The organism is Aquimarina acroporae (assembly GCF_023195925.1).
Lineage (GTDB): Bacteria > Bacteroidota > Bacteroidia > Flavobacteriales > Flavobacteriaceae > Aquimarina > Aquimarina acroporae.
The window spans coordinates 37,144-62,449 of the sequence record NZ_JALPRE010000019.1 but is presented as its reverse complement, the minus strand read 5'-3'; the positions used below and the strand labels follow the sequence as shown (position 1 = coordinate 62,449).

Sequence of the window (25,306 nt, the reverse complement as noted above, 5' to 3'; positions counted from 1 at the left end):
AAACACCGAACTCTGGGTACAGTATTAAAACGAATAAATCAGCCAAAGTGAATCATTAACATGTCGAATGTACTCATAATTGTTTCGGGAATTGGCGCTATACAAAGTACTTTATTTGCTCTACTAGTTAGTAACAAAAAACAAAAACAACGTTCTGACTGGATTTTAATAAGCTGGTTTCTAACATTTTCAACTCATCTATCTTTAGGAATTATTCATACAATCACTCCTATTACATTTATTGATATATTAATAATGACCATAAGTTTTTTGCATGGACCGTTTTTCTTGATCTACACCAAAAGTATAATTGGCTCAACAATAACCAAAAAAGACATATGGCATTTTATTCCCTTCTTACTCTTTACAATAGCATGGGTGTATGTTCATGATATACATAACACAACCTGGGAAATTGCAATACTAATCCCAAAATTGATTTCACTAATTCTTTATCCTTTATATATATTCTTTTGGTTTCAGAAAAAAATCCGTTTTTTTAAAACCAAAACTGCCGATACTACTATTCTTGAATTCCTATGGATTAAAACTATAGCTCTATTATTCTTAATCAGTATACTCTTAGGCCTCTTTAGATTATCTACTGAACTTATTGTAGGTGTTTCTTATTTTGAGCTTATGGATGTACTGCGTTATGTACTTCTGGTAACTGTACTAGGGTTTTATGGTTTACGGTATGGTATGGTCTATAAACCTGAACTTTATCCTATCCCTTCTACAGAAGAGAAAAAATACAAAAACAGCCCTCTACAACAGGAGGAAATCACCGAATTCAAAGAGAGAATAAATCATTTTTTTCAGCAAAATGATGACTATTTGGATGCAGACTTTTCGTTACCTGTATTATCTAAAAGCATACAAATCCCCAAACACCATCTCTCACAAATCATAAATTCTGAAATGAATACTACTTTCTATGACTTGGTAAACTCAAAAAGAGTTGAATATGCTATTCAAAGAATTAAAAAGCAAAATGAGCTTAACATTACCTTAGAAGGTTTAGGATACGAAAGTGGATTCAATTCTAAATCTGCCTTTTTCTATCATTTCAAAAAACATACTGGTAAAACTCCCGGGCAATTCAGAAAAGAAATAAGTGCAGATTAATTAAGAAGGTCTTTTTTATCGTTTTTAGTCATGATGTTTGTTGTACAAATAAATGACAAACATGAATAAAAGAGATTTTATAAAAACGTTGGGAACCGCTTCCCTTCTTCCCTTAGTTACTCCGTTACCAACCTTTGGCACAACCTCATTCTTTTCAAAGCAAAAAAAAGTTTTGATACTCGGTGGTAGAGGTTTTTTAGGACCAACAATCGTTGAGGCTTTTATAGCTTCTGGATATGACGTTACACTACTTAATCGAGGGAAAACCAATGTACACCTTTTTAAAAATTTACCTGTCATCATTGCAGATCGGGAAAAAGAAAATAAACAAGGGCTTAGAACTATAGCCAAAAAACATAAAGAAACATACTGGGATATTGTGGTGGATACCTGGCAAAAATCCCCCAAAGCGGTAGCAGATTTCCTGCAAGAATTTAAAGGACAGTTTGGACATTATCACTACATCTCTACGATATCTGTATATGACAAATGGGATAAAAAATACATACAAGAAGATGAGCCTTTAAATCCTCTTCCAAAATTTCCCGAAACTGTAGAAGAACATTTCCGCTATGCGATAAGAAAAACTCTGGCAGAAGAAGCCATTAGAGAACACTGTAAAGATTTCACCATATACCGAAGTCATGGTATAAGAAGTTATAGAGTAGGCAGACCAGGGAATCCAGATTCTGAACCCTTTTGGCCTATTAGATTTTTTAGAGGTGGTGAAATAATACTCCCCAATGTACAAAACCACCATATGCAATTCACCGATGCCATAAGTCTAGCAAATTTTGTGGTACACTGTTCCAAATCAAAAATCTATGGATCTTTTAATGTTGCGAATACTCCAACCCCATTCAAAGATTATGTCTCCAGTCTAATTCATGCTACCCAAACTCCCAAAAAAATGCACTGGATTGATGGCGACTTTCTGATTAAGAATGATATCATTCCCTATAAAATAATGCCTTTTTGGCGAGAAACCCCTAAAGGATCGTATTATTTCAACGTGCAAAAAGCCATTTCTGCAGGACTAGTTAATAGACCTATGGTAGAAGTAATCTCTGATCAATTAGAAGGGTATAAACACCGATACCCCAACGATGATATCGTTTTTGGGGAGAATATCAATGGACAACAAATCAAGTATTATTCTAGTGATAAGGAAAAGGAAATTATAAAAAAATGGATGCTACATACAAATAAAAAGAATCATGAATAACTAACATTCAACGACTTTATCTATATTTAGAGACTTCGTAGTGCTAACCTTATAAAAGAAATTAGTTACAAGAATAGATTTATTAATTTGCATCTAAGGATACTAAAAGATTATAAAAATTGATTCAAGAACACGCTAGTAGGATTAATAATGCCCTTTTGTATATAGAAGACAATCTAGATTCAGAACTATCTCTAGATACCATCGCTAAAGTTGCTCATTATTCTCCTTTTCACTTTCATAGAATTTTCAAAACTATTACCAACGAGCCTTTGCAGGTATATATAAACCGAAAGCGCCTTGAAAAAACAGCAGCACTACTATTCAGAAAAAAAGAAACTCCAATTTCGGAGATTTACACGAAATATGGTTTCAACAGTAATTCTTCGTTTACGCGTGCTTTTAAAAAATTTTATGGAATAAGTCCTTCTGAATTTAGAAATATAAGTCCAAGTAGATATAGCAAGATCTGTAAACTCAATAGCAAGAATGGACAAATAACTCAGGTGTTTGAAGAATACATTTGCAACATCAATAACCTTAAAAACTGGATACAGATGAATGCAAAAATAGAAATCAAAAACATGCCTGAACAAGATGTAGCATATATCACCCATATTGGAGTCAAAGATCTAGGAAGTACGTTTTACAAACTAGTACAATGGTCAAGGCAAAAAGGATTGTATGAACAGCCTGATTTTAAAATGGGTACAATATACCATGATAGCTTTAAAATTACATCTCTAGATAAAATACGAATGAGTGCCTGTGTACTTCTCGATGCTCCCATAACCACCGAAGGCGAAATTGGGTTAACTAGCATAGCTGCCGGAAGACATATCGTTGCCCATTTTGAAATTACACCAGAAGATTTTGAAAAATCATGGAGCAGCTTATTTGTTTGGATGAATGAACAGGGCTATAAAAAGGACGATAAAAATCCTTTTGAAATATATTATAACGATTTTAACACGCATCCAGAGAAAAAGTGTATTGTAGATTTTTGCATCCCAATTGAATAAATCCCACAGATAACTTGTTCAAAAAAAGTAGTTACTTGATCTAAGTGACTACTTTTTCATATACATATTCTGTTAAAAATTTGCGCAAGTAAATACTTGCACATATATTAGCAAGCAGATACTTGCATATATTATTTATGGAAACAAGAAGAGATGTATTTCAAGCTATTGCAGACCCTACCCGTAGGGAAATTATAGGTTTACTCGCGCAACAAAGATTAAATCTTAATACCATCGCTGAGAATTTTGATATGAGCCGTCAAGCCGTTTCTCTTCATATTAAAATACTGCAAGAATGCAATTTGATTACGATAGAAAGAAAAGGCAGACAAAGAATATGTGAGGTTAAACTCGAAAAACTGGACGAAGTAAATGAATGGACACGTAGTTTACGTGTATTCTGGAATCATAAAATACAAGCTCTTAAAAAAGTTGTTGAAGATCCTGATGAATCTAAATAGTTATTAAATCTTAATTTACCATCTTTAAAAACAATACATATGGGACCTATTATCATTGAAGAAGTTTTTGATGCACCAATAGAAAAGGTATGGAAAGCACTCACCAACAAAGAAGAAATGAAAAATTGGTACTTTGACCTTTCTGAGTTCAAAGCTGAAGTCGGGTTCGAGTTTTCGTTTACAGGTCAAGGGCACTCAGGAGAGACTTATGTTCATTTATGCAAGATTACAGAAGTAATACCTCTTAAAAAGATTCAATATAGTTGGCAGTATAAACATTTAGATGGGTATTCTTTAGTTACTTTCGAACTAAAAAATAAAGCAAACAAAACCATAGTCACCCTTACTCATAGTGGCTTAGACTCATTCCCTAAGGATCATCAAGACTTTCGTAAAGATAGTTTTAAAGGAGGATGGACAATGTTACTTACTAAATTTCTCGCAGACTATCTCAAAAACTAAAGCCAATAGTTATTGCTAAATAGGTAAAATGAAATTTTTAATGAATCTCACAATTCCGTTTTTAGAAGGGCCTTTTACATCTGCATCTATAAGAATTAAATCCCCTTCTTTCTTCTTTAAGTAAATTCCGCTCATAAATACATCTACCAGATTAAGCTCTGACTCAACATTAAAACGTGTATTCTTTTGCCATGCCATTATTCTGCTAGTTGCCACACTTGAGTTTGCGATGGCATGATCGGTAGTAATGGGCTCTCCTTTGGTTAAAAGGATTAATTTTCCCGGACCTTTGGCGGTGGTAAAAATCAGACGACCAAATAGTAATGATGTTAATCGTAAACTTACTACTGCAGAGATTTTAATTCCTTCACTCATACCCACAAAGTTTTTAAAATGAAATATTACCTCCTCTCCTTCTTTAATATCCCATTCTACAAATTCATGACTTCCCATTGCTTTAAAATGAACTTCTTCAGGCCTTGATTTCATTACTACTTTATTCATAGCAAAATTGCGTGTAAAAAATCGTGCAAACATGGCAGATCTCCACTGCGGGATTGCAAATTTTGGTGCCCTCCCGCTTGGCTCAAAAGAACGCGATAAATAATAGTTTTCATTGGTTTTAGCAGGATCTATCATATACTGGTTTCCATACTTTTTTAACTTACCATTTGCCATTGTTACTTCAGACTCTAAAAGTGTAACATAATTTTCATTATCCGAAGAAAATGCGACTCTGGAAAATACATACAGAAAACTTTTAAGAATTAAAAAACCGAAAGCTATATCTAATAATAGATTAATAAAAATAATAGCATCGAATGAGGATTGAACGGTACGTTTTAACCGTTTTCTAACATCATCAATCTGGGCGTTTAGCATAGAATTTATTGCGGTAGTAGACTCCTGTACTTCTTCACGTGTTCCATTTGCTGAATTACGTACTTGGTGAGTTAAATCTCCCAACAATTCGGATCTCAAATCTGAATACGAATCACTTGCAGCTCTTTTTGCACTATTTTTTGCTTGGCAAGGAAAATTAAGCTTACCCCAAAAACCACAATCCTCCTCGTTAAAAAATGGAGCCATCTCTGGTAGTGTAGGTTTAAAAACCTTACTATAAACTGCACTTACATCTTTTTCAAGATGTTCTGTTTTGTTTGCTATAATCGAGTTTATCTCTTTATTGTTATCAACTATAGCCTCATGAATACATATTACCTCAGCATCCAGAGAAAATTCAAGATCTTTTTCAAATTGATCCCGCTTATATTTTCTACTCTCATACGTTGAAGTCATGAAGGTATTATCATAAATAGCATCGATCGAAGCTTTATTCATTTTACTATTTAAAATAGCTCCTGGAACTATAAATAATAACAAAGGGGACCAATACAAAAATGACTTTAAAGTAAGCTTACCTACACTCCTTATTCCTGTTTTTTTGAATATTTCCAAATTCTGATGAAATGCTAAATATAGAAAGCGTATCAAGATCGTATAGGTCAAAAATAAAATCAAGTGTTGGATATCTAACACCAACCATATTACTAGAAGTATTAGGGCAAATGGCAGTGAGCGTAACTTCCCCTTGAAAACAAAAAACAAAAATGCAATTTTGTAGCATACGAAGTGCACAATACCTATTGCTGTTTGATATTCTTCTAAAGATATCTGTTCTGAACTACCAATTAAATGAACATAGCCTGCAAAAAAAGTAGGCAAAAGCCCAAAGATTCTATAGTAGTTCTTACCTCCTAATACCAAAATCAATGCTATTGGCAATATATACAACGGTATTGCATATAGTAACTTAAACTCTTCATGAATATGAAACTGTGTTATACTAAAGCCAAAAGCTGCAAAAAGAGATAAATCTTCTATGGCGGGAAGTAATCCTATTAAAACAATAAATAAAAAAAGACTATTCGATCCTTCTTTAATAAAGGATTGTTTGAATTGTGTAAAGCTTGTCATCCCCCAATGAAGTGTTGGTTATTTCATTACAAGATAAGTAATTCAACTCAATTGTAAGTTAGAAACCTAAAATCAAGCCACTATTGCAAAACTGAAGATGAAGAGTATACCTAATTCTTATAATTCACCAAATGTTGTATATGGTCTTCTTCATTAAACTTATGGTTTTCCCACTCCGGAATTCGAATATTGCTATGAGAAGCTACCGCAGGGGTTTTACATAAAGTTGAAAACTTGCGTAGTTTTAATATTGCGTTCAAATAGCTCCTACTAATGCTCTCCGAGGTTCCTTTATACATCTTATCCAATTTAGAGGTGATAGATTTCTTCCTCTCTCTAACCAAAACAATATCTATATCATTACTATACAAATCTTTGCGGAGCTCTGTAAGTTGTTTCATAACGCTATACGCTAATTTCATAGAAACTCTATGTTTAATTATCGTTCGTATTTGATTTGTTTGTCTAAAAATTAATGAAGTGATAAACATTGTTGTCGCACCAATAAACAACAAAAATCCGAAGTAAAAACTATTCGTGTACTCAAAAATTAAAAGACCTATAGGTATACTAAGTCCAGATAAAACCTGTATAATAATTGGGATATAATGCCTAAGTGTTAGCATTCCAACACATTTTTTATGGATATCATATACTGCATGAACATTATCTTTTAAATCATTAATTTGGTTAGCTTCTACGATATCGTCTGGAAATTCTTGACCAAATATTTCTCTCCATTTTTGCGCTGCCAACCAATATTCTTCTTCATCTGCAAAATTTATAGCACCTTCGGCTTTATGATAGGCGATTATAGCTTTGTATTTAAATTTTATGGTATTTGGAATCAACAAAAACCCTCCTATGGCTTTCCATTCCTTTTCATAAAGTTCATCATTGGTTAAATATTTAAAGAAATCTTTACACATTTCACTGTAGTAAGAGTACGATTTATCTTTAAACTCCCATGAAACTAAAAATTGATGGGCCAAAGTATCTATTAAAACATCGGTAATCGACACGTTACAATGCTCTTTCCAGGTTTTCATCATCTGGCACAATCTTTTTAAATTAGCGTTTACAGCAGAATCTGTTGTGCCAAAATTTCTGATACCTTTTCCAAAATCTCTGTTTTTCCAACTACCGCCCTTTTCGGTATTTGCATAAAGATGCACATCATCTTTATAAAAAACAGGAGCAATATTGAAGCACATTCCATCAAAAAAACAAACTTTTATTCCGAAGTCACTGTTTTGTATAATAGTATTAGGATATACTTTGGAAATAGCCATGCGAACATCCTCAAGGAATAAAAGTTGTCCGTTCTCGGGCATTTTAGAATATTCTGTAAGCAAATGCGATGGCATTTCAAAAATCATATTAATTTCATTAATGCCATCGTTTGCCGTTTCTCTTCCATAGCTACCCACATAAACACCTCCATGATCGGTATTTATGTCCCAGAAATCATTATTTAATTTTTTGCAAATAGAGCAATATCTTAGCTCTATTATAGCTTTCTTCCTGGAAGAGATCTTTAATTTGTCACAAAAGATATTAAAGTTAGCAGATATACTCATTCTTTGTTATTCAAGTTTTACAAAAGGTATAGAGCTACACATGTGGTATCTTGGATTTAACATAAAAGAATTTATTCTTCAATGTAACTCCATATAAACTCTATTTATACAAGAATAATGTTGCCACTAATGACTTTAATATATCAAAAGGTAATTCGGTCTAAAATCACATACGTAGATATATGTTTATTGTAAGCCGATTAAGAATGACAAAAGCCTATTCAAAAGTTGTGTGAAATAGAAAGAGGTTTCATCATCAAAGGTAATTTTAGTTCATAGGTAACTTCTTTTAATTTATCAATTTATTGGGGCACTTCATTTTTCTTATTTTAAATTTACAAACTAAACCAATAAATAGTCTATGGTAAAAGCACAATAAAAATGCGTGCTTTTTATAAAAACTCCGATAACTCGCAAAAAACCTACAAAAATGAATAAGAAAAAAGTTACAAACAATAGCAAAAAACAGTTTTTTAAGCTTTATTAACACAATAAAAGTGTATTTCATCGTAAAATACAAGTATTATTCTGCATATTATTTGTAGGAAAGCGTGTACTTTATCTATAATTTACATCAAAAAACGTCAACCAAACACCGATCCAGATAAAAAATGTTTAATTTTTAATATGGTGTGAAACAAAAAAAGTCCACACCAAAACGGTGTAGACCTTTTTTAACATTATTACAAACTACTAATTAATTACAACTTTCTTTACGATTTCTCGAGAACCATCACTTATCCTAAACATATATAATCCACCTTGTAGTCCTTCCAGTTCGATTCTATTATTAGTTACACTTCCCTTTTTTATTAAACGCCCTCTAATATCTGTAATAGTATAAGTCGCTTTTCTATTATCTCCAAGTCGAATACTCAAATACTCTTTTGCAGGGTTTGGTGCTATTTGAGCACTAAATACTTTATCTTCAACACCTAATTCTCCATCTATCTTCACTTTTTGAATACCATTCAAAGCTCTAGAAGCCGATCCTCCAATATTCACAGTATAATCCTCTACTTCGCCATATCCGAAAGTCTCACAAGATGTAGGTGCTCCGTTCCATTTCATAGAAACGCGCATTCTGGTATTCCCACTTAATGCAGAAGAAGGCACGGTAAATGAGTAAGACAGATTCCCCGGGTTAGATGTAGCACCAGTTACTACCTGTTCTGCAGATTCAAAAGTTCCATTTTTATTGAAATCTATCCATACTGCCCAATTTTCGGTATAATTGGCGCTCACAAAACCAATACTTAAAATGACGGTATTCGAACCATAAGAAAGAGTTCCGGTTTGACTTGTGAAATCGCCATAACCTCCATTGGCCGCTGTAGCATTTGATATGCCTCCTATTTCAACATAATCAATAAACTCATAATTGGTATTATTACCTTTTGTTGCACAATAGGATATTGTATTACTCAAGGTTGTTGCTGTTATTGTTGCTGCACTTGAAGTATTATTTGCAGCATCATTTGCTGTTACTTCAAAGCTGTACGCGGTGGCCGCTGATAATCCTGATACCGAAAATCCTGTACTCGATGTGGTTCCCATTAAAACTCCATTTTGAAAAACACTGTACCCAACTACCTCTACATTATCACTTGAAGCATTCCAAGTCAAATTCAACGAAGTTTGAGTTAGATTAGAAACAGTAAGATTGGTAGGAACTGTTGGAGCTTCAGTATCAGGTCCAGAACCTCCTCCCCCATTAAAACTATGGTTTCCCAAATCGTCAAAAGTATTTTGTGGAAACGAATCCCACTCTGCTGTATCATAATTTGCAGATGGCGAACCTACACTAGGTTTTCTTCTTAAAGTTACATCTTTAGCGAAGTTTGAAGACCCTCCATTAAATGTACCTATAATATCTATTAGCGTTCCATTCTTAAATAAACCTACTGGATCATTACCATTAAAAGTCATTGGAGAAGCACTAGTAGTAAGGTCTGCAACATTTTTTATAGTAGTATTTGCAGAATTGTTTGCTATAACATATACATCATTATTACTCACCGTTCCTGTTAAGTTTACTCCTGCAGACCATGAACCAGAACCATTGGTTTGTCTTCTAATTTCATAACCACTTAGGTTCATTGCCGTACCGGTAAAGTTTGCAATTTCTATAGCTTTGTTATTTGAAGAACCTTCGATATATTCTGAAATAAAAAGCTCGGTTGCAGCGCCTCCTCCGGTATTGTCATTCTGTGTAGTAATGTTAATGATCACACTTGCGTTAGAAATATTACCAGCTGCATCTTTTGCTCTAACATAATAAGAATAGCTGGTATTTGGAGTTAGACCAGATACTGCATATCCCGTAGAGTTTACTGTAGTTAACAATGTATTATTCTGATAGATATCGTATCCTGTTACTCCTACATTATCTGTAGATGCACTCCAAGCAAGTGTTACTGCAGTTGTAGTTATATTACTTGCTGTTAAATTTGTTGGTATACTAGGTACGGTAGTATCGCCACCTCCTGTATTGCCAAATCTATCCTCTGCCTGAGGACCTCCCCATATTTGTGTTGCAAATGCTGGATTATCGATAAATGGATTTCGGTTTCCTTGTATATTTTCGAGTAACGGATTTCTTTGCAACTCCAACTGAGATACCGGATCTTCTGCATTCCATTCTAAGAACAATTGTATCATATCTGGGTCGCTAGAAACAGTAGTACCAACACCGACATTTGTAGGTAAACATCGATTACCATATCTTATATACATATACATCATCATTCTGGCCACATCTCCTTTCCATTCGTCTCCTGGGTACCAATGACCTTGAGAAGTAGTACCAGAGTTTCCTGATCCATCTGCAAACTTTCTGTTTCCTCTAGAAGAATTTCTCTGCACATCTGCGGGACGTAAGTGATGTGCATCAGAACCAGGGCCTTCGCTACCTAAATTAGGGTTTCCCAAAGACCTTGGGTAGACATGTTCTCTGTTCCAATCTGTAGAACCTCCTCCATTATTATTTACGCCACGTGTTCGATCTGTAGTTGAATTACCATCGGTATCGCTGTAACCATAGATCAAAACCACTCTGGAAGAATTATTAGGATCTAAATCTGTTTGTTGTAAGGCATCCCAAACTCCTGGGGTATATGACAAAAATGTAGTATGTGTATTAGTTACCTTGGTTGCCAATTCGCTTTGTAATGCTTGACCAGACAAGTTTAAATTGACATCATTGTAATAGGACGGAACCTGACTATAAATGGTAGCAGATATAGCCAATAGTAAACCTTGTAAAGCTTTTTTCATTTGTGTGATGAGTTAGTTTGTTTTTCCGAAGCCGAAACTAAAATTAATTTATAAGATTTTACTATGTGAAATGTTATGAAATCATTACCTAGTATGTTGAAAACCTGTATTTTACATTAAAAAAACAAAATAAGTAATTGATTATCAATTGTTTAACCTAATAAAGATATGTTAATAAGTTAATTCTTACAATCATCATCAGAATTTTATTTCACGAAGTAATGTTTTTAACATATGTTTTGTGTCATCTTACCATATATATTATACGGCTTTTAAGTATCTGTTTCTCAATAATTTGTATTAAATTTAAATACTAACTTAAGTGTACTGCACAGAAAGGATTTTTAGACCAAAAAAAGGAATTCAAACTTAATCGAGAACAACAAACTATTGAAAAAGATGCGTATTATTTAGAATATCTTTGACAAAGACACATCGAAAGAACTAATAATCACTTTTTTGAATTAAAAAACGATTCCTTTTCTAAAACCTCTCAAAAGGCAAACTTTTCAAGTTTGCCTTTTTTTGAGAAAAAGTTACACTTCTCCCAAACCCAGAATAAACCTGCTTAAATACCTAATTGAAATTATAGTTACGAAAGTGAATTTAATTTGAACATTTTATTTTGAAATACTAACTCTTAAACAATTAACAACAATGAAAAAAATCTTAGAACTAAAAGGTGTACAAAAATTAAGTAGAAAACAGCAACTGAAAATTAAAGGAGCTGTATTTAGTGGCTGTTGCAGTGCCAATCAGTGCAGAGTGGTTTGGGCTGGTGGAAGTTTTTGTGAGCCCGGACGCTGCTCTTTTGCAGGATGCATCTTTTATTAAAAACAAAAAAGGGAGACAAATTGTCTCCCTTCTTAATTATACATTAATTAGGCCAAAAGAAATGATTGCTTTGCTATTTCTAATTCTTCATTTGTTGGAATGACCAAAACCCTGGTTCTAGAAGAACTGTCACTAATATCCCTTATATCTTTTGATCGTATTTCATTTTTTTCTGCATCCAGTTGTATTCCCAAAAAATTCATGTCTTCGCACACCTGCGCTCTCATTTTCTCAGAATTCTCACCTATACCAGCAGTAAAGACAATTGCATCTAAACCATTCATTGCAGCAGCATATGCTCCAATAAACTTTTTAATTCTGTAAGCACTCATTTTTAAAGCTAACCTGCAATCTGAATTCCCTTTTTCTGCTTCTGCTTCAATATCCCTTAGATCACTATACCCAGTTAAACCCAACATGCCACTCTCTTTTTGCAATAGGGCATTAACTTCATCTAAATTATACCCCAAAGAATTAACCATATGAAATATTACTGCCGGGTCTATATCGCCAGATCTAGTTCCCATAATTAACCCATTCATGGGAGCAAATCCCAAAGTATGATCTATACTTTTTCCATTTTCAATTGCAGTCATACTACAACCATTACCTAGGTGAATAGTAATAATTTTGGAAGTTTCCTTTCCTAAAAAACCTATTGCTTTCTCTGAAACATATTTATGGCTTGTACCATGAAAACCATAGAGTCTTATATTATACTCATCCAAAAATTTATTGGGTATCGCGTATTTATGTGCTTCAACGGGAATAGTTTGATGAAATGCAGTATCGAACACAGCAATTTGTTTTGCTTTCGGAAAAATATCTTCAGCTACCAAAATACCTTCCAAATTGGCTGGATTATGCAAGGGTGCAAGTGCAGACAATTTTTTGATCTTATCCTTTACCTCTTGATCGATCTCTACAGTATCAGCAAAAGTACTACCGCCATGCACTACTCTATGCCCCACCATATCGATTTCTGCAGCAGATTGTAGCACACCAACACTACTATCTAACAGATATTGAGCCACTATCTGCAAACCATCTTTATGGTTATTTATATGATCAACCTTTTCTATTTTATCTTTCTTAGTTTTATAGGTTATTTTAGCATCATCAAGACCAATACGTTCTACAAGGCCAGAGCAAATTACTTCCTCTTCTGGCATTTGAAACAATTGAAATTTTATTGATGAACTTCCAGAATTTAAAACCAGTACTTTCATACGCTTACTATTATTTTTTTATAATCCCTGAGCCTGAATTGCCGTAATAATTACTGTATTATATACGTCATCTACAGTACAGCCACGACTTAAATCATTTACAGGTTTGTTCAACCCTTGTAGCATTGGACCTATGGCTAAAGCACCCGTTTCTCTCTGTACTGCTTTATAGGTATTGTTTCCAGTATTTAAATCAGGGAATATGAGCACACTAGCTTGTCCAGCTACCTCAGAATCTGGTAATTTACTTTGACCAACTCTCATATCAACTGCTGCGTCGTACTGTATTGGGCCTTCTATTTTTAGTTCTGGGTTCTTTTCCTTTACTATAGCGGTTGCCTTTCTTACAATTTCTACATCCTCCCCTTTTCCTGAAGTACCAGACGAATATGACAACATAGCAACTTTTGGTTCTATACCGAAAGCAGCCGCAGATTCTGATGATGAAATTGCAATCTCTGCAAGTTGTTCTGCATCAGGATTGGGATTAATCGCACAATCACCAAATACAGACACTCTATCTTCCAAGCACATAAAAAACACAGATGAAACTACTTTTACACCAGGCTTAGTTTTTATGAATTGTAATGCTGGTCGTATAGTGTGTTGCGTGGTATGCACTGCTCCTGAAACCATGCCATCTGCATGTCCTTTATAAATCATCATGGTTCCAAAATATGAAACATCTGCCATCATATCCTTTGCCATATCTAGATTAACATTCTTATGCTTTCTAAGTTCATAGAACGTTTGTACATAATCATCATAATTAGGAGATTCTGTAGGGGATATGACCTGAATCTTATCAAAATCTATAGGAATATCTAGCTTAATTGCTTTGTTTCGAATTTTCTTTTCATTTCCTATTAGAGTGATATCTACTACATCTGAGGCTAATAATCTTGAAGTCGCCCTTAAAATACGTTCATCTGATCCTTCAGGAAGTACAATATGTTTTTTATGTTTAAGTGCTCTTCGCAATAGATTATACTGGAACATTCGCGGTGTTAAACCTTCAGACTTAAAGGTAATTAACTTCTCTGCTAATCGATCTTCGTTTACATACTTTTCGAATGTGCTAATAGAAGTATTTATTTTCTGAAGATTATCAAGATATATTCTAGATCTGATAGAACCTATCCTATTGGTGATCGAAAATGTACCATTAGGTACAGATATTATTGGAAAAGAAATTGAAACTCCTTCGATTAAATCAAGGATTGATTTTTCAGGAATAATTCCTCCGGTAAGAATAATACCTGCTATTTTCGGATAGTTATCTGAAATATTGGCTTGCAATACCCCTAGAATAATATCTGCTCTATCCCCCGGAGTGATTACCAGACTATTATCCTTAAGATGTGTGAGATAATTTCGTAATTGCATTGCACCCACGCCAAAACTCCCGGCTTGATTATTCAAATATTCCTTACCAAACAACACGGTACCTTCAAGTTCGTTTACAATTTCCTTAATGGTTGGATTGATAAGAGAATTAATTTTTGGAATCACAATGCGATCTACTCCATTCTTAAAATCATTATCAAAAAGAGTACGTAATCCATCCTCGCAACCAGGAGTGACTTTATTTGCCACCAGTGCCATAACTTCTACATCTTTACTATTAAATGTATCATAGGCTAATTTGAGACCCCCTACAATTTCTTCATTTTTTTTATCTATCCCACTAGCTACTATAACCGCTGGTATTCCCAGATTCTTAGCTATGATTACATTAATATCAAATTCAATAATACTACCTTCATCAGAGAAATCTGTCCCTTCTACCAGAATAAAATCAAATCGTTCCTCTAGATTTTTATATTTCCTGATGATTCCATCAATAATCTCCCCTGATTTTCCTTGATTGTATTTTTGAAGTACTTCACTGCGTGTAAAGGCATACGCATTTTTGAAATTAATATCTAATTCAAAATGAGAGATTACAGTATTAATATGATTATCTACCTCTCCTTCTTTTGGATCGTCGATAATAGGCCTAAAATACCCAACTCTTGCTACTTTTCCCAAGAGCATTCTCATCATTCCTAAAACAACAATAGATTTACCACTATTAGGTTCAATAGTAGCAATATAAACGGCTTTACTCATGTAAATAAATTTGGTTGGTACAAAGATATGCTATAGTGCGTATTTAACATAGTATATACCTTTATTAAAACGTATTAATATTCTCCCATCATAATATTAACAAAACTATTTTGATATGCATAAAAAAAGGTTTAGAAAAACTCTAAACCTTTTATAAATCGTTTTAAATTTTAAGTCCTAGTTGATATCCTCCCCTTTCTCTAGTTTTTCTAACTCACCTGTTAATCGGTTTTTAAATCTATCTGGAGCTTTTGCCATTGAGGTATTCATAGCTTTTATGGCATTTTTATAATCTCCATTTGCAGCGTATGCTCTAGCCAATCCGTAATTAGAAGGCCATGCACCATTAGATTTTTTCACATTCTCTTTAAGTACAGCTAAAGCCTTATCTTTTTGTCCTTGACCAATCAATCCTGTTCCCAACTGAAATACCTCTGTTGGATTTCCAAGTTGTGCAGCCTTATCAACAAAAGTCATTGCTTCACTGGTTTTCCCTTGCTTTGCTAAAATTCTGGACTTCAAAGATAAATTGCTAAAGGTCTCCTTGCTGAAAAAATTACCACTTATTGATGCATCAATCCATTTCAAAGCCTCATCTAATTTACCTGCATTAAAAGCATAATTTGCAGCATTATCCCAATTGGATTGTGTAAATCCAGGTGAATTCTGTAAATCGCTTTCTATTCCTGCTAGTACAATACTTTCAACATCTACTTCTATAGTAAATGGAATTTCCTTCTTTTCCCATCGTAAGGCAGCTACAGTACTATTTGCCTTATATTCTGGAAATAAAAAGGTTAACGTCTCTGTATGTGGAACTTCTTTTGTTTTTACATCTACACGTAAGGCATCTTTCTTTTCATCATAAAAATAACTACCCCAGGCATTATAATCCTTAGAAAAAATAACAGTGGCCCCACCATCTTCTTTAACAGCTATGTGAAGTCCATATAGTCCCGCTGCTAAATCTTTTCCTTCTACCTTAACGTTGTGGGAAAACTCTATGGTAGTGTTGTTATTAGCTCCGGCACGCCATGGAGCTGCCGTAGAAGTACCAAAACCTAGGTTATTATACCCATAAGGAACTAATTTCCCCCAAACTTCTCTTTCTTTTACACTAGGTCTACCATAATCTATGGTTATATCGGTAATTCCTACTCGTTGAGTTACTTGAGCTCTTTGACTTCCTTCCGGAACTTTTAACTGTGCGTTTGATTGAATTGAAAACATTAACATTGCACCGACTATGCAAGAGGTAAACAGTTTGAATTGTTTCATGACTGACATTTTTTGATTAATTATTTCACTATAGCAAAACTGATTAAGTATTTGCATTTAGCCAATTTAAAAGGTAATTAGCAAATGCTATGTTACCGTTGTGTTAAACTCAAAACGAAAGTCATAATTGATTGTTAAAGATCACTACTCCTTTAATAGCTGATCAATAAAACTCTCAAAATCTCTTTTAAAATCTAAATACTTTTGACCTGTTGCCGGTCCATTAAAACCTGTATGTATTTTACGAACCTGTCCCTTTTTATCGATGAAAATGGTAGTTGGATAGGATAATACATGATTAAGCATTGGTAATTTTTCCTGGGCTTTCTTTTTATCAGAAGTCCCGTATTGTGCCAAAAGTACAGGGTAAGTCACATTAAGTTTCTGCGTTAATCGATCAATAGCTTTAAAAGCCTTTTCTTCTGTTTTCGCATACTCAAAAGCTAAAGCAACAAATGCTACATCTTTATCTTTATTTTGGTTATAATACTCTACATAATATTTGGTCTCATCCATACAGTTGGGGCACCAGGTTCCCATAATTTGTGCAATCACCACTTTATTTTTGAAACGTTCATCTTCTAGCGAAACCTTATTCCCGTTAGTATCTGAAAAATTAAATGCAAACTTATCATACCCTTCTTTTAAAAAGGTTAAAGATTCTTCAGATGGTAATTCATAATTTTCGTTTCTTTTTGCTATAAAAGGTTCTTTCCAATGATTACCAGAATAGAAATTACCTTGAATAGTGCTATCTGTTACCTTTGCAGTAAATAGAAAAGCATGTGCGCCATCAAAAGTAGAAAGTTGAAGTTCGTCATTGTTTAAAACGCCTTCCAAATAACGATAATCACCAGTAGTGGTCCTAAATGTTCCTGAAACAACGTTTCCATTTTGCTTGAAAATACCTTTAGCAATATATCGATCTTCTTCATTATTCTCACTAAAAACCGTTTCCCAGTTTCCAGTAAGATCATACGTTGTTTTATTGGTAATAGCAAACCTATCCTGGGCACCATACTTAGCTTCAAAAGGAACTATTCTATCTAAGCTTTCTTTGATAAAATTTCCAGAAATAGTTACAGAATCAACAAACTTTGCAGCGATATAACCCTCAAATACAGGGAAGTTTATTTTAATAGAATCACCATTTATCCTTACTTCATCGACATCTATTACTTCTTCTGCATTAAATATTTTTAAAGTTTCATCTTCCATTACTTCAAATAAAAACGGAAGTTTTTCATTATCTTGAACAGTAAGGGAGGCTCTCCATGGCCCTTCTAAAAAATCTACAGGTTGTTTTTTAATTTCTTTCTTACAACTCACCAAAAATACAGTAAGTAAAGCCCCTATTATTGTTTGTGTTTTCATGTTCTTATAATTCTATATTTCTTAGTATCTAATGATATAACTATAAATTATCTTGGTGTAAATAAAGGTCCTTTTTTTAAAGAATTCAAATAAAAAATGTCTAGAAAAAGATATTTCTCCCAGACATTTTTTAAATATTACAGAATAACTATTTACTAGTTATCTCCATTTTTTCTATTCTTATTTGATTCTGAAGGTTTTGTGCGCCTTCTATTCTTCTCTGCAATTGCCCTTATACGCCTTGCCCGATCTCTTTTAGCTTCTTTACTAGACGTTCTTTTTTTCTTAGCAACGGCTTCTTTCATTCCTGACCCTTCTTCTTTTCCTGTCTTTTTTCTAACCTTGGTTGTAGTTACTTCCTTTTTATTTCTATCCACTTTTTTTTGAGCAACAGCATTTTGACCAACAAAAAGCATCAAAGCAAATAGCAACATACTTAGTTTTATTCCTCTCATAATTTAGTATTTAGGGCTTTCTTTACCAAAAATAAGCATTTACTTTTGATATTCAACATGTAACAACATACACATCAAATAAGATACCAAAAATTTATTAGATATCTACTACTAGAAAAACCACAATTAGATAATTTATAACCTAACATTCTTGTTTGTTTGCTCTGCTCAATATATTATCTTTACCGACTAAATTTAGAATGAGCATCAATGAAAATTTCATACAACTGGTTAAAACAATTCATTAACCTTGATTGGGAAGCAGAAAAAACAGGAGAATTGCTTACAGATCTTGGACTAGAAGTAGAAGGAATTGAAACCTATCAAAGTGTAAAAGGGGGATTAGAAGGTGTCGTAGTTGGACAAGTGTTGAGCTGTGAAAAACACCCAAATGCCGATAAATTAAAAGTAACCAGAGTAGATTTAGGAGCTGGCGAGCCTGTTCAGATAGTGTGTGGAGCACCAAATGTCGCAGCAGGACAAAAGGTTCCCGTAGCAACTATAGGAACCAAATTATATGATGGTAATGACAAGGAATGGGTAATCAAAAAAGGTAAGATACGAGGTGAAGAAAGTCACGGAATGATTTGTGCAGAAGACGAATTAGGTCTTGGAAGCAGTCATGATGGAATTATGGTTCTTGATGCAGATATCGCTGTTGGAACTAAAGCTTCTGAAATTTTTGACGTTGAAAACGATAGTGTTTTTGAAATAGGGTTGACTCCTAATCGCGCAGATGCCATGAGTCATTGGGGTACTGCAAGAGATTTAAAAGCGGGGCTGCAACAAAAGGATATCAACATGGAGTTAATTACTCCTTCGGTAAGTAATTTCAGAGTTGAAAATAGACTACATAAAATAGATATTGAAGTTAAAGATGCTGATCTTGCTCCAAGATATTGTGGGGTTACTATATCGGACGTTAAAATAAAAGAATCGCCTTCCTGGTTACAGCATAGATTAAAAGCCATTGGAATTACACCAAAAAACAATGTGGTAGATGTTACCAATTACGTTTTACATGAGCTAGGACAGCCTTTACATGCTTTTGATTCACATTATATAGAAGGAGATAAAATAGAAGTTAAAACTTTAGATAAAGACACCAAGTTCACTACACTAGACGAGGTTGAGCGAGAATTACATGAAGAAGATTTAATGATCTGTGATGCTGTTAAACCTCTTTGTATAGCAGGTGTTTTTGGAGGTATTAACTCTGGAGTAACCGAAACTACTACTTCTATTTTCTTAGAAAGTGCTTATTTTAACCCTGTAAGTGTTAGAAAAACTGCTAAAAGACACGGTCTTAATACCGATGCCTCATTTAGATTCGAAAGAGGTATAGATCCAAATATTACTGAATATGCTTTGAAGAGAGCAGCGCTTTTGATACAGGAATTAGCAGGAGGTAATATCTCTAGTGAGATCACAGATCTATACCCAAAGAAAATAGAGGATTTTCAAGTATTTTTATCTTTCGAAAATGCAGCCAAGCTTATAGGTGAAGAGCTTCCTCAGGATACCATCAAAAGTATTCTCTCTTCACTAGATATAAAGGTAAATAGTGTTACCGAAACCGGAATTGGGTTAACTATACCATCGTATCGCAATGATGTGCAAAGAGAAGCAGACGTGATAGAAGAAATTCTAAGGGTATATGGATATAACAATATCAATTTTACTCAAAAGTTAAATGCATCTATTGCTAACATTGATAAATTCTCTGACTATAATGTACAAAACACTATCTCTAATCAGTTGGTAGGTCAAGGATTTAATGAAATGATGGCCAATTCGCTTACCTCTCCCGATTATAACTCGTTAAGTGAACAGTTCAATGAAGAAAATAATGTAAAAATGTTGAATCCGCTAAGTAACGATCTGGCGGTTTTAAGACGATCTATGTTATTTTCAGGTCTTGAAGCTGTATCCTATAATATAAACAGGAAAAGATCTGACCTTAAATTATTTGAGTTTGGCAAAACATATCACCAATATACTGATGACCGTATAGAAAACAAACATCTTAGTATTATTGTTTCTGGAAACAGAACTCCAGAAAGTTGGATAAGTGGTACCCAAGAGACAAGCGATTTCTTCTATATAAAAGGTATAATCACTTTAGTTTTAGAGCGTTTAGGTTTATCTAAATTAAAAAGTTCGCCAATAAAAAGCGATTTACTGTCTGAAGGACTTTCTTTTAGTCTTGGCAAAACAAAGTTGGTTGAATTTGGTATCGTAAAGAAATCTATATTGAAACATTTCTCTATTACTCAAGAAGTCTTATATGCAGATTTCAATTGGGATAATGTATTACAATATGCTAAGCATAATAAGATTAAGTTTACTGAAATTCCTAAATTCCCAGAGGTAAGAAGGGATTTTGCACTTTTATTGGATGAAACTATCAAATTTGAAGAAATACATACAATTGCTAAACAAACAGAAAAGCAATTATTGAAAGATGTTAACTTATTTGACGTATATCAAGGAAACAATCTTCCCAAAGGAAAGAAGTCTTATGCAGTAAGTTTTACATTGCAAGATGAAAACAAAACACTTACTGATAAACAAATTGATAAGATCATGAAAAAGCTTCAACATAATTTTGAAAATAAATTAGGAGCTGAGCTAAGGTAACTTCGATACAAAACATCAATTTTTAAAAGCCTACGTTATTTACGTAGGCTTTTTTATTTTTGAAGTATATGTGATTTTTGTAAGATCAAATAACCTTCTAGCTTTGATTACTATTAACGTCCTCCCTCTTTTATTTTTGCTTAGCAAAACACAATAATAAAAAAAACCAGGCTAAAGGCCTGGTTTTTTATTATACTATTCTAATTTCTTAAGGATTAGAACCACCCTCTAATGCTTTAAGCTTGCTCTTCATATCTTCAGCCTTAGGATCATCCAATTGGTAATAGATTTCCATAAGCGTACGAACAGCATCTACATTGTCTGGTTTAGACTTTAATGCTCCTTCAAGATAAGGCACAGTCTCTCTATACATATCTTCTTTCTGCTTCTTTAATACTTCATACTTCTTATAATCTGCACTTGAAGTACCAAGCTCATTCATTTGTGTTACAACTTTTTGAGCATCATCAAGGATTAATGCCGCCATGTTGATTTGAGCAGAACCATAGTCTGGTCTTAATTCTAATGCTTTCTTGTAGTAAGTCTTCGCTTGCTCATTATCACCTAAACGACCTGCACTTACACCAAGGTTGTATAATAAATCTGCATTTTCAGGGTCATTTGCAACAATTTGTTCCATAATCTCCTTATACTTTGCAATATTACCTAACTTATAGTATACATCTGCTTCTGCTTGTAGTAATGCAGTATCACTTGGATTATTAGCTTTTGCATCTTCGATAGCTTTAAGCGCTTCTTCATCTTTACCCTGAGTTAAGTAAATTAGTGCAACATTCTTAGCTATCTCACCTTTTTTAGAAGGAGTTTTACGAACTTCTGGCTTGATATAATTTCCAGCTTTTACCGTAAGATCTCTAGTTTGTTTAGAATCGAAAGGCTCAACTTCTCCAGTTTCCTTATTAGTAGCAACATACTCTGTAGCTATACCACTAAACCCTAAATCTTTTAATTCATTATAGTACTTTAAAGCAGTATCATAATCTTTACCATTTACTGCATTTCCAGCAGCATAGTATAAATAGGTAGTATCCTGCGGATTAGTTTTATACCCTAGGTAAAGTTTTTCTGAAGCTCCTTTGTAATCTTTAGCATTTTGTGCCTTAATTGCATCTTCAATTAAAGACTGACGTAAAGTTTGTAACTTAAGAGTAGCATCTGCAGTATATTTTGAATTACCAGCTGCTTTTTCGATTTCTACTGCTTTTGAATATGCAGCAGCTGCAGCCTCTATTTTCTCCAAAGATTTACCAGCAGATCCTGCTAATACCTGACCATTTAAAAAATGATATTGCGCTTTCATTTTTTCGTCTGCTGCCCCTAACTGTGCTTCAACTGCTTTTAATGCATCAGCAGCTATTTCCAAATTTCCAGATTTAAGCGCTTTAGCTGCTGCTTTTAATCCTTGTTTTTGAGAAAATCCAATAGTACTAAATGTTAGAAATAATACTACGATAATTTTAGTCTTCATTACTTGATTTTTTTTAATTGGGATTTTAAATTATTCTTCAGTTTTCTTATCAATATTCGTGCCATCCGAAGCAACATCAGTATCCGTAGCAGATTCTGCAGTATCTTCTACATCATCTACCTGATCAATATCATCTTCATCATGCATTACTTTGGCCACCGCAGCGATAGAATCTTTACCTTTCAAATTAATTAAACGAACACCTTGTGTAGCTCGTCCCATAACGCGTAAATCTTCTACAGATAGTCTAATTGCGATACCCGATTTATTTATAATCATTAGATCATCTAAATCTGTAACGTTCTTTATCGCTACTAAATTACCTGTTTTATCGGTAACTGAGATTGTTTTAACTCCTTTACCTCCTCTATTGGTAATTCTATAATCTTCTAATTTAGAACGCTTTCCATAACCGTTTTCAGAAACCACGAGAATGTTACTCTCCATATCATTAACGGCTACCATTCCGATTACTTCATCCTTATCATCAGCAAGACGAATACCTCTTACCCCAGAAGCACCTCTACCCATCGGTCTGGTTTTTTCTTCTTCGAATCGAATAGCCTTTCCAGATTTAACTGCCAACATCACTTGACTTTTACCATCTGTTAACTTAGCTTCAAGCAGTTCATCATCTTCCTTAATAGTAATCGCATTGATACCATTTGTTCTCGGACGAGAATATTGCTCTAAAGATGTCTTTTTGACCTGACCTTTTTTCGTTGCCATTATGACATAGTGCGAATTGATGTACTCTTCATCCTTAAGATCTTTGGTACAAATAAATGCTTTTACTTTATCATCGGTACTGATATTTATCAGGTTTTGTATTGCTCTTCCTTTCGAGGTCTTACTTCCTTCAGGAATTTCATAGACTCTCATCCAGAAACATTTTCCTTTTTGAGTGAAGAATAACATATACTGGTGATTGGTCCCAACAAATAAGTGCTCTAAGAAATCTTCACTTCTGGTAGTACTTCCTTTTTGACCAACTCCTCCTCTATTTTGCTTCTTATACTCTGTAAGAGATGTACGCTTTATGTATCCCGCATGAGAAATAGTGATCACCACTTTTTCATCAGGAATCATATCTTCTATACTTAAATCTCCACCTGCATATTCAATCTGTGAACGACGCTCATCTCCGTACTTATCTTTTACTTCGATAAGTTCTTCTTTGATGATATCCATTCGACGTTCTTTTTTATCAAGAATATCCTTTAAATCCTCAATAGTCTTCATCAATTCATCATACTCAGCTCGCAACTTGTCTTGTTCCAGACCTGTAAGCTGACGCAATCTCATTTCTACAATTGCTTTGGCTTGAATTTCGGTAAGCTTAAAACGTTCTATCAGCTTTTCTCTAGCTTCATCGGCATTGGCTGATGCTCGAATTAACGCAATTACTTCGTCAATATTATCTGAAGCTATGATTAATCCTTCCAGAATGTGTGCTCTCTCCTCTGCTTTTCGAAGTTCAAATTTTGTTCTGCGAACAACAACTTCATGTCGATGTTCTACAAAATGATGAATCATCTCTTTTACATTCAACAACTGTGGTCTTCCATTTACCAAAGCAATGTTGTTCACACTAAAAGATGACTGTAAAGCTGTATATTTATATAAAAGGTTTAATACAATGTTAGGAATCGCATCTCTCTTCAAGATATATACGATACGCATTCCTTTTCTATCCGACTCATCTCGAATAGAAGAAATACCATCGATCTTTTTATCATTAACGAGATCTGCAGTTTTCTTAATCATATCAGCTTTATTTACCTGATATGGTATTTCAGTAACAATGATACATTCTCTACCATTCACTTCTTCGAAGGTAGCCTTTCCTCGCATTACGATTCTTCCTCTACCAGTTTTGAAAGCTTCTCTTACGCCGTCATACCCGTAGATGATACCTCCTGTTGGAAAATCTGGAGCTTTGATATGAGTAATTAACTCATCTATCTCGATATCATTATTATCTATATATGCAATGGTACCATCTACTACTTCGCTCAAGTTATGAGGAGGCATATTGGTAGCCATACCAACTGCAATACCTGAAGCACCGTTAATCAAAAGACCCGGTACTCGAGTAGGAAGCACAGTAGGCTCCTGTAAAGTATCATCAAAATTAAAAGTATGATCAACGGTATCTTTTTCAATATCTGCAAGCATATCTTCAGATATCTTACGCATTCTTGCCTCTGTATAACGCATTGCTGCCGGACTATCACCGTCTACAGAACCAAAGTTACCTTGACCATCTACCAACATGTATCGTAAACTCCATTCCTGAGCCATCCTCACCATGGTATCATATACTGATGTATCTCCATGCGGGTGATATTTACCCAGAACTTCCCCTACAATTCTGGCAGATTTTTTATGGGCGCTACTTGCTTTAACCCCCAATTCATACATACCATATAATACACGTCTATGCACAGGTTTAAGACCATCCCTAACATCTGGAAGTGCACGAGATACAATAACTGACATCGAATAATCGATGTAGGCCGATTTCATCTCATCTTCAATATTGATAGGTATCAGCTTTTCTCCTTCTGTCATAAAAAACTTTTTTCTAAAATTGAATTAATAAACGCGCTAATTTAAGTAAATTAAGACGTTTTTAACACGTATTTCCCCATGTAATATACGTAATTTATTAACAACTATAGTACACCCAATAGTTAATAAGTCTGCAAAGGAAGGTTTTGATTATTTCAGCTTTTTTTGTCTATTTACTCGGGAAATGTAA

General features: G+C 34.0%; 16 protein-coding genes. 6 read left to right on the top strand and 10 right to left on the bottom strand.

Annotated features, from left to right (window positions below):
* The first annotated feature begins 60 nt into the window (after positions 1-60).
* The 5 genes from M0D21_RS21310 to M0D21_RS21290 all read left to right on the top strand — a co-directional run bounded on the left by M0D21_RS21310 (position 61) and on the right by M0D21_RS21290 (position 4,298).
* Positions 61-1,128, top strand: coding sequence for a helix-turn-helix domain-containing protein (locus M0D21_RS21310; RefSeq protein WP_248333284.1), 1,068 nt, complete (start codon positions 61-63; stop codon positions 1,126-1,128).
* A 61-nt stretch (positions 1,129-1,189) separates the two neighbouring features.
* A complete protein-coding gene (locus M0D21_RS21305) occupies positions 1,190-2,353 on the top strand; it encodes an NAD-dependent epimerase/dehydratase family protein (protein WP_248333282.1) in 1,164 nt (387 codons plus the stop codon).
* A 119-nt stretch (positions 2,354-2,472) separates the two neighbouring features.
* Positions 2,473-3,375 carry an AraC family transcriptional regulator gene (locus M0D21_RS21300; RefSeq protein WP_248333280.1) on the top strand — a complete coding sequence of 301 codons (903 nt, stop codon included), beginning with the start codon at positions 2,473-2,475 and terminating at the stop codon, positions 3,373-3,375.
* Between the two features lie 137 nt (positions 3,376-3,512).
* Positions 3,513-3,836: an ArsR/SmtB family transcription factor gene (locus M0D21_RS21295; protein WP_248333278.1), complete on the top strand. Its 324-nt coding sequence runs from the start codon at positions 3,513-3,515 to the stop codon at positions 3,834-3,836.
* 39 nt (positions 3,837-3,875) lie between these two features.
* Entirely contained in the window at positions 3,876-4,298 is a 423-nt protein-coding gene (locus M0D21_RS21290) for an SRPBCC family protein (protein ID WP_248333276.1), read from the top strand.
* Positions 4,299-4,313: 15 nt separating this feature from the next.
* On the opposite strand, the gene M0D21_RS21285 is transcribed toward M0D21_RS21290, so the two are convergent.
* The 8 genes from M0D21_RS21285 to M0D21_RS21250 all read right to left on the bottom strand — a co-directional run bounded on the left by M0D21_RS21285 (position 4,314) and on the right by M0D21_RS21250 (position 18,413).
* Positions 4,314-6,275, bottom strand: a complete 1,962-nt coding sequence (locus tag M0D21_RS21285) for an AIM24 family protein (protein WP_248333275.1) — start codon at positions 6,273-6,275, stop codon at positions 4,314-4,316.
* 110 nt (positions 6,276-6,385) lie between these two features.
* The gene (locus M0D21_RS21280) at positions 6,386-7,855 is read right to left on the bottom strand and encodes an SMODS domain-containing nucleotidyltransferase (RefSeq protein ID WP_248333273.1); all 1,470 of its coding nucleotides are present in this window, start codon (positions 7,853-7,855) and stop codon (positions 6,386-6,388) included.
* A gap of 693 nt (positions 7,856-8,548) precedes the next feature.
* Positions 8,549-11,131, bottom strand: coding sequence for an endonuclease (locus M0D21_RS21275; protein ID WP_248333271.1), 2,583 nt, complete (start codon positions 11,129-11,131; stop codon positions 8,549-8,551).
* A gap of 881 nt (positions 11,132-12,012) precedes the next feature.
* A complete protein-coding gene (locus M0D21_RS21270) occupies positions 12,013-13,194 on the bottom strand; it encodes an acetate/propionate family kinase (RefSeq protein WP_248333269.1) in 1,182 nt (393 codons plus the stop codon).
* A gap of 18 nt (positions 13,195-13,212) precedes the next feature.
* A complete protein-coding gene (gene pta, locus M0D21_RS21265) occupies positions 13,213-15,306 on the bottom strand; it encodes a phosphate acetyltransferase (protein WP_248333267.1) in 2,094 nt (697 codons plus the stop codon).
* 177 nt (positions 15,307-15,483) lie between these two features.
* On the bottom strand, positions 15,484-16,584 hold the full coding sequence (locus M0D21_RS21260; RefSeq protein WP_248333265.1) for a DUF2911 domain-containing protein: 1,101 nt from the start codon (positions 16,582-16,584) through the stop codon (positions 15,484-15,486).
* Between the two features lie 144 nt (positions 16,585-16,728).
* Positions 16,729-17,958, bottom strand: a complete 1,230-nt coding sequence (locus tag M0D21_RS21255; RefSeq protein WP_248333264.1) for a peroxiredoxin family protein — start codon at positions 17,956-17,958, stop codon at positions 16,729-16,731.
* A gap of 155 nt (positions 17,959-18,113) precedes the next feature.
* Entirely contained in the window at positions 18,114-18,413 is a 300-nt protein-coding gene (locus tag M0D21_RS21250; protein WP_248333262.1) for a hypothetical protein, read from the bottom strand.
* A 210-nt stretch (positions 18,414-18,623) separates the two neighbouring features.
* Between M0D21_RS21250 and pheT the strand changes: the two genes are divergently transcribed.
* Positions 18,624-21,053 (top strand): phenylalanine--tRNA ligase subunit beta, encoded by a 2,430-nt coding sequence (gene pheT / locus M0D21_RS21245; RefSeq protein WP_248333260.1) that lies wholly within the window; start codon positions 18,624-18,626, stop codon positions 21,051-21,053.
* Between the two features lie 208 nt (positions 21,054-21,261).
* Here the strand turns inward: pheT and M0D21_RS21240 are convergent, their stop codons facing one another.
* Both M0D21_RS21240 and gyrA read right to left on the bottom strand, forming a co-directional pair.
* Positions 21,262-22,542: a tetratricopeptide repeat protein gene (locus tag M0D21_RS21240; RefSeq protein WP_248333258.1), complete on the bottom strand. Its 1,281-nt coding sequence runs from the start codon at positions 22,540-22,542 to the stop codon at positions 21,262-21,264.
* A gap of 30 nt (positions 22,543-22,572) precedes the next feature.
* Positions 22,573-25,116 carry a DNA gyrase subunit A gene (gene gyrA, locus M0D21_RS21235; protein WP_248333256.1) on the bottom strand — a complete coding sequence of 848 codons (2,544 nt, stop codon included), beginning with the start codon at positions 25,114-25,116 and terminating at the stop codon, positions 22,573-22,575.
* Positions 25,117-25,306 lie beyond the last annotated feature (190 nt).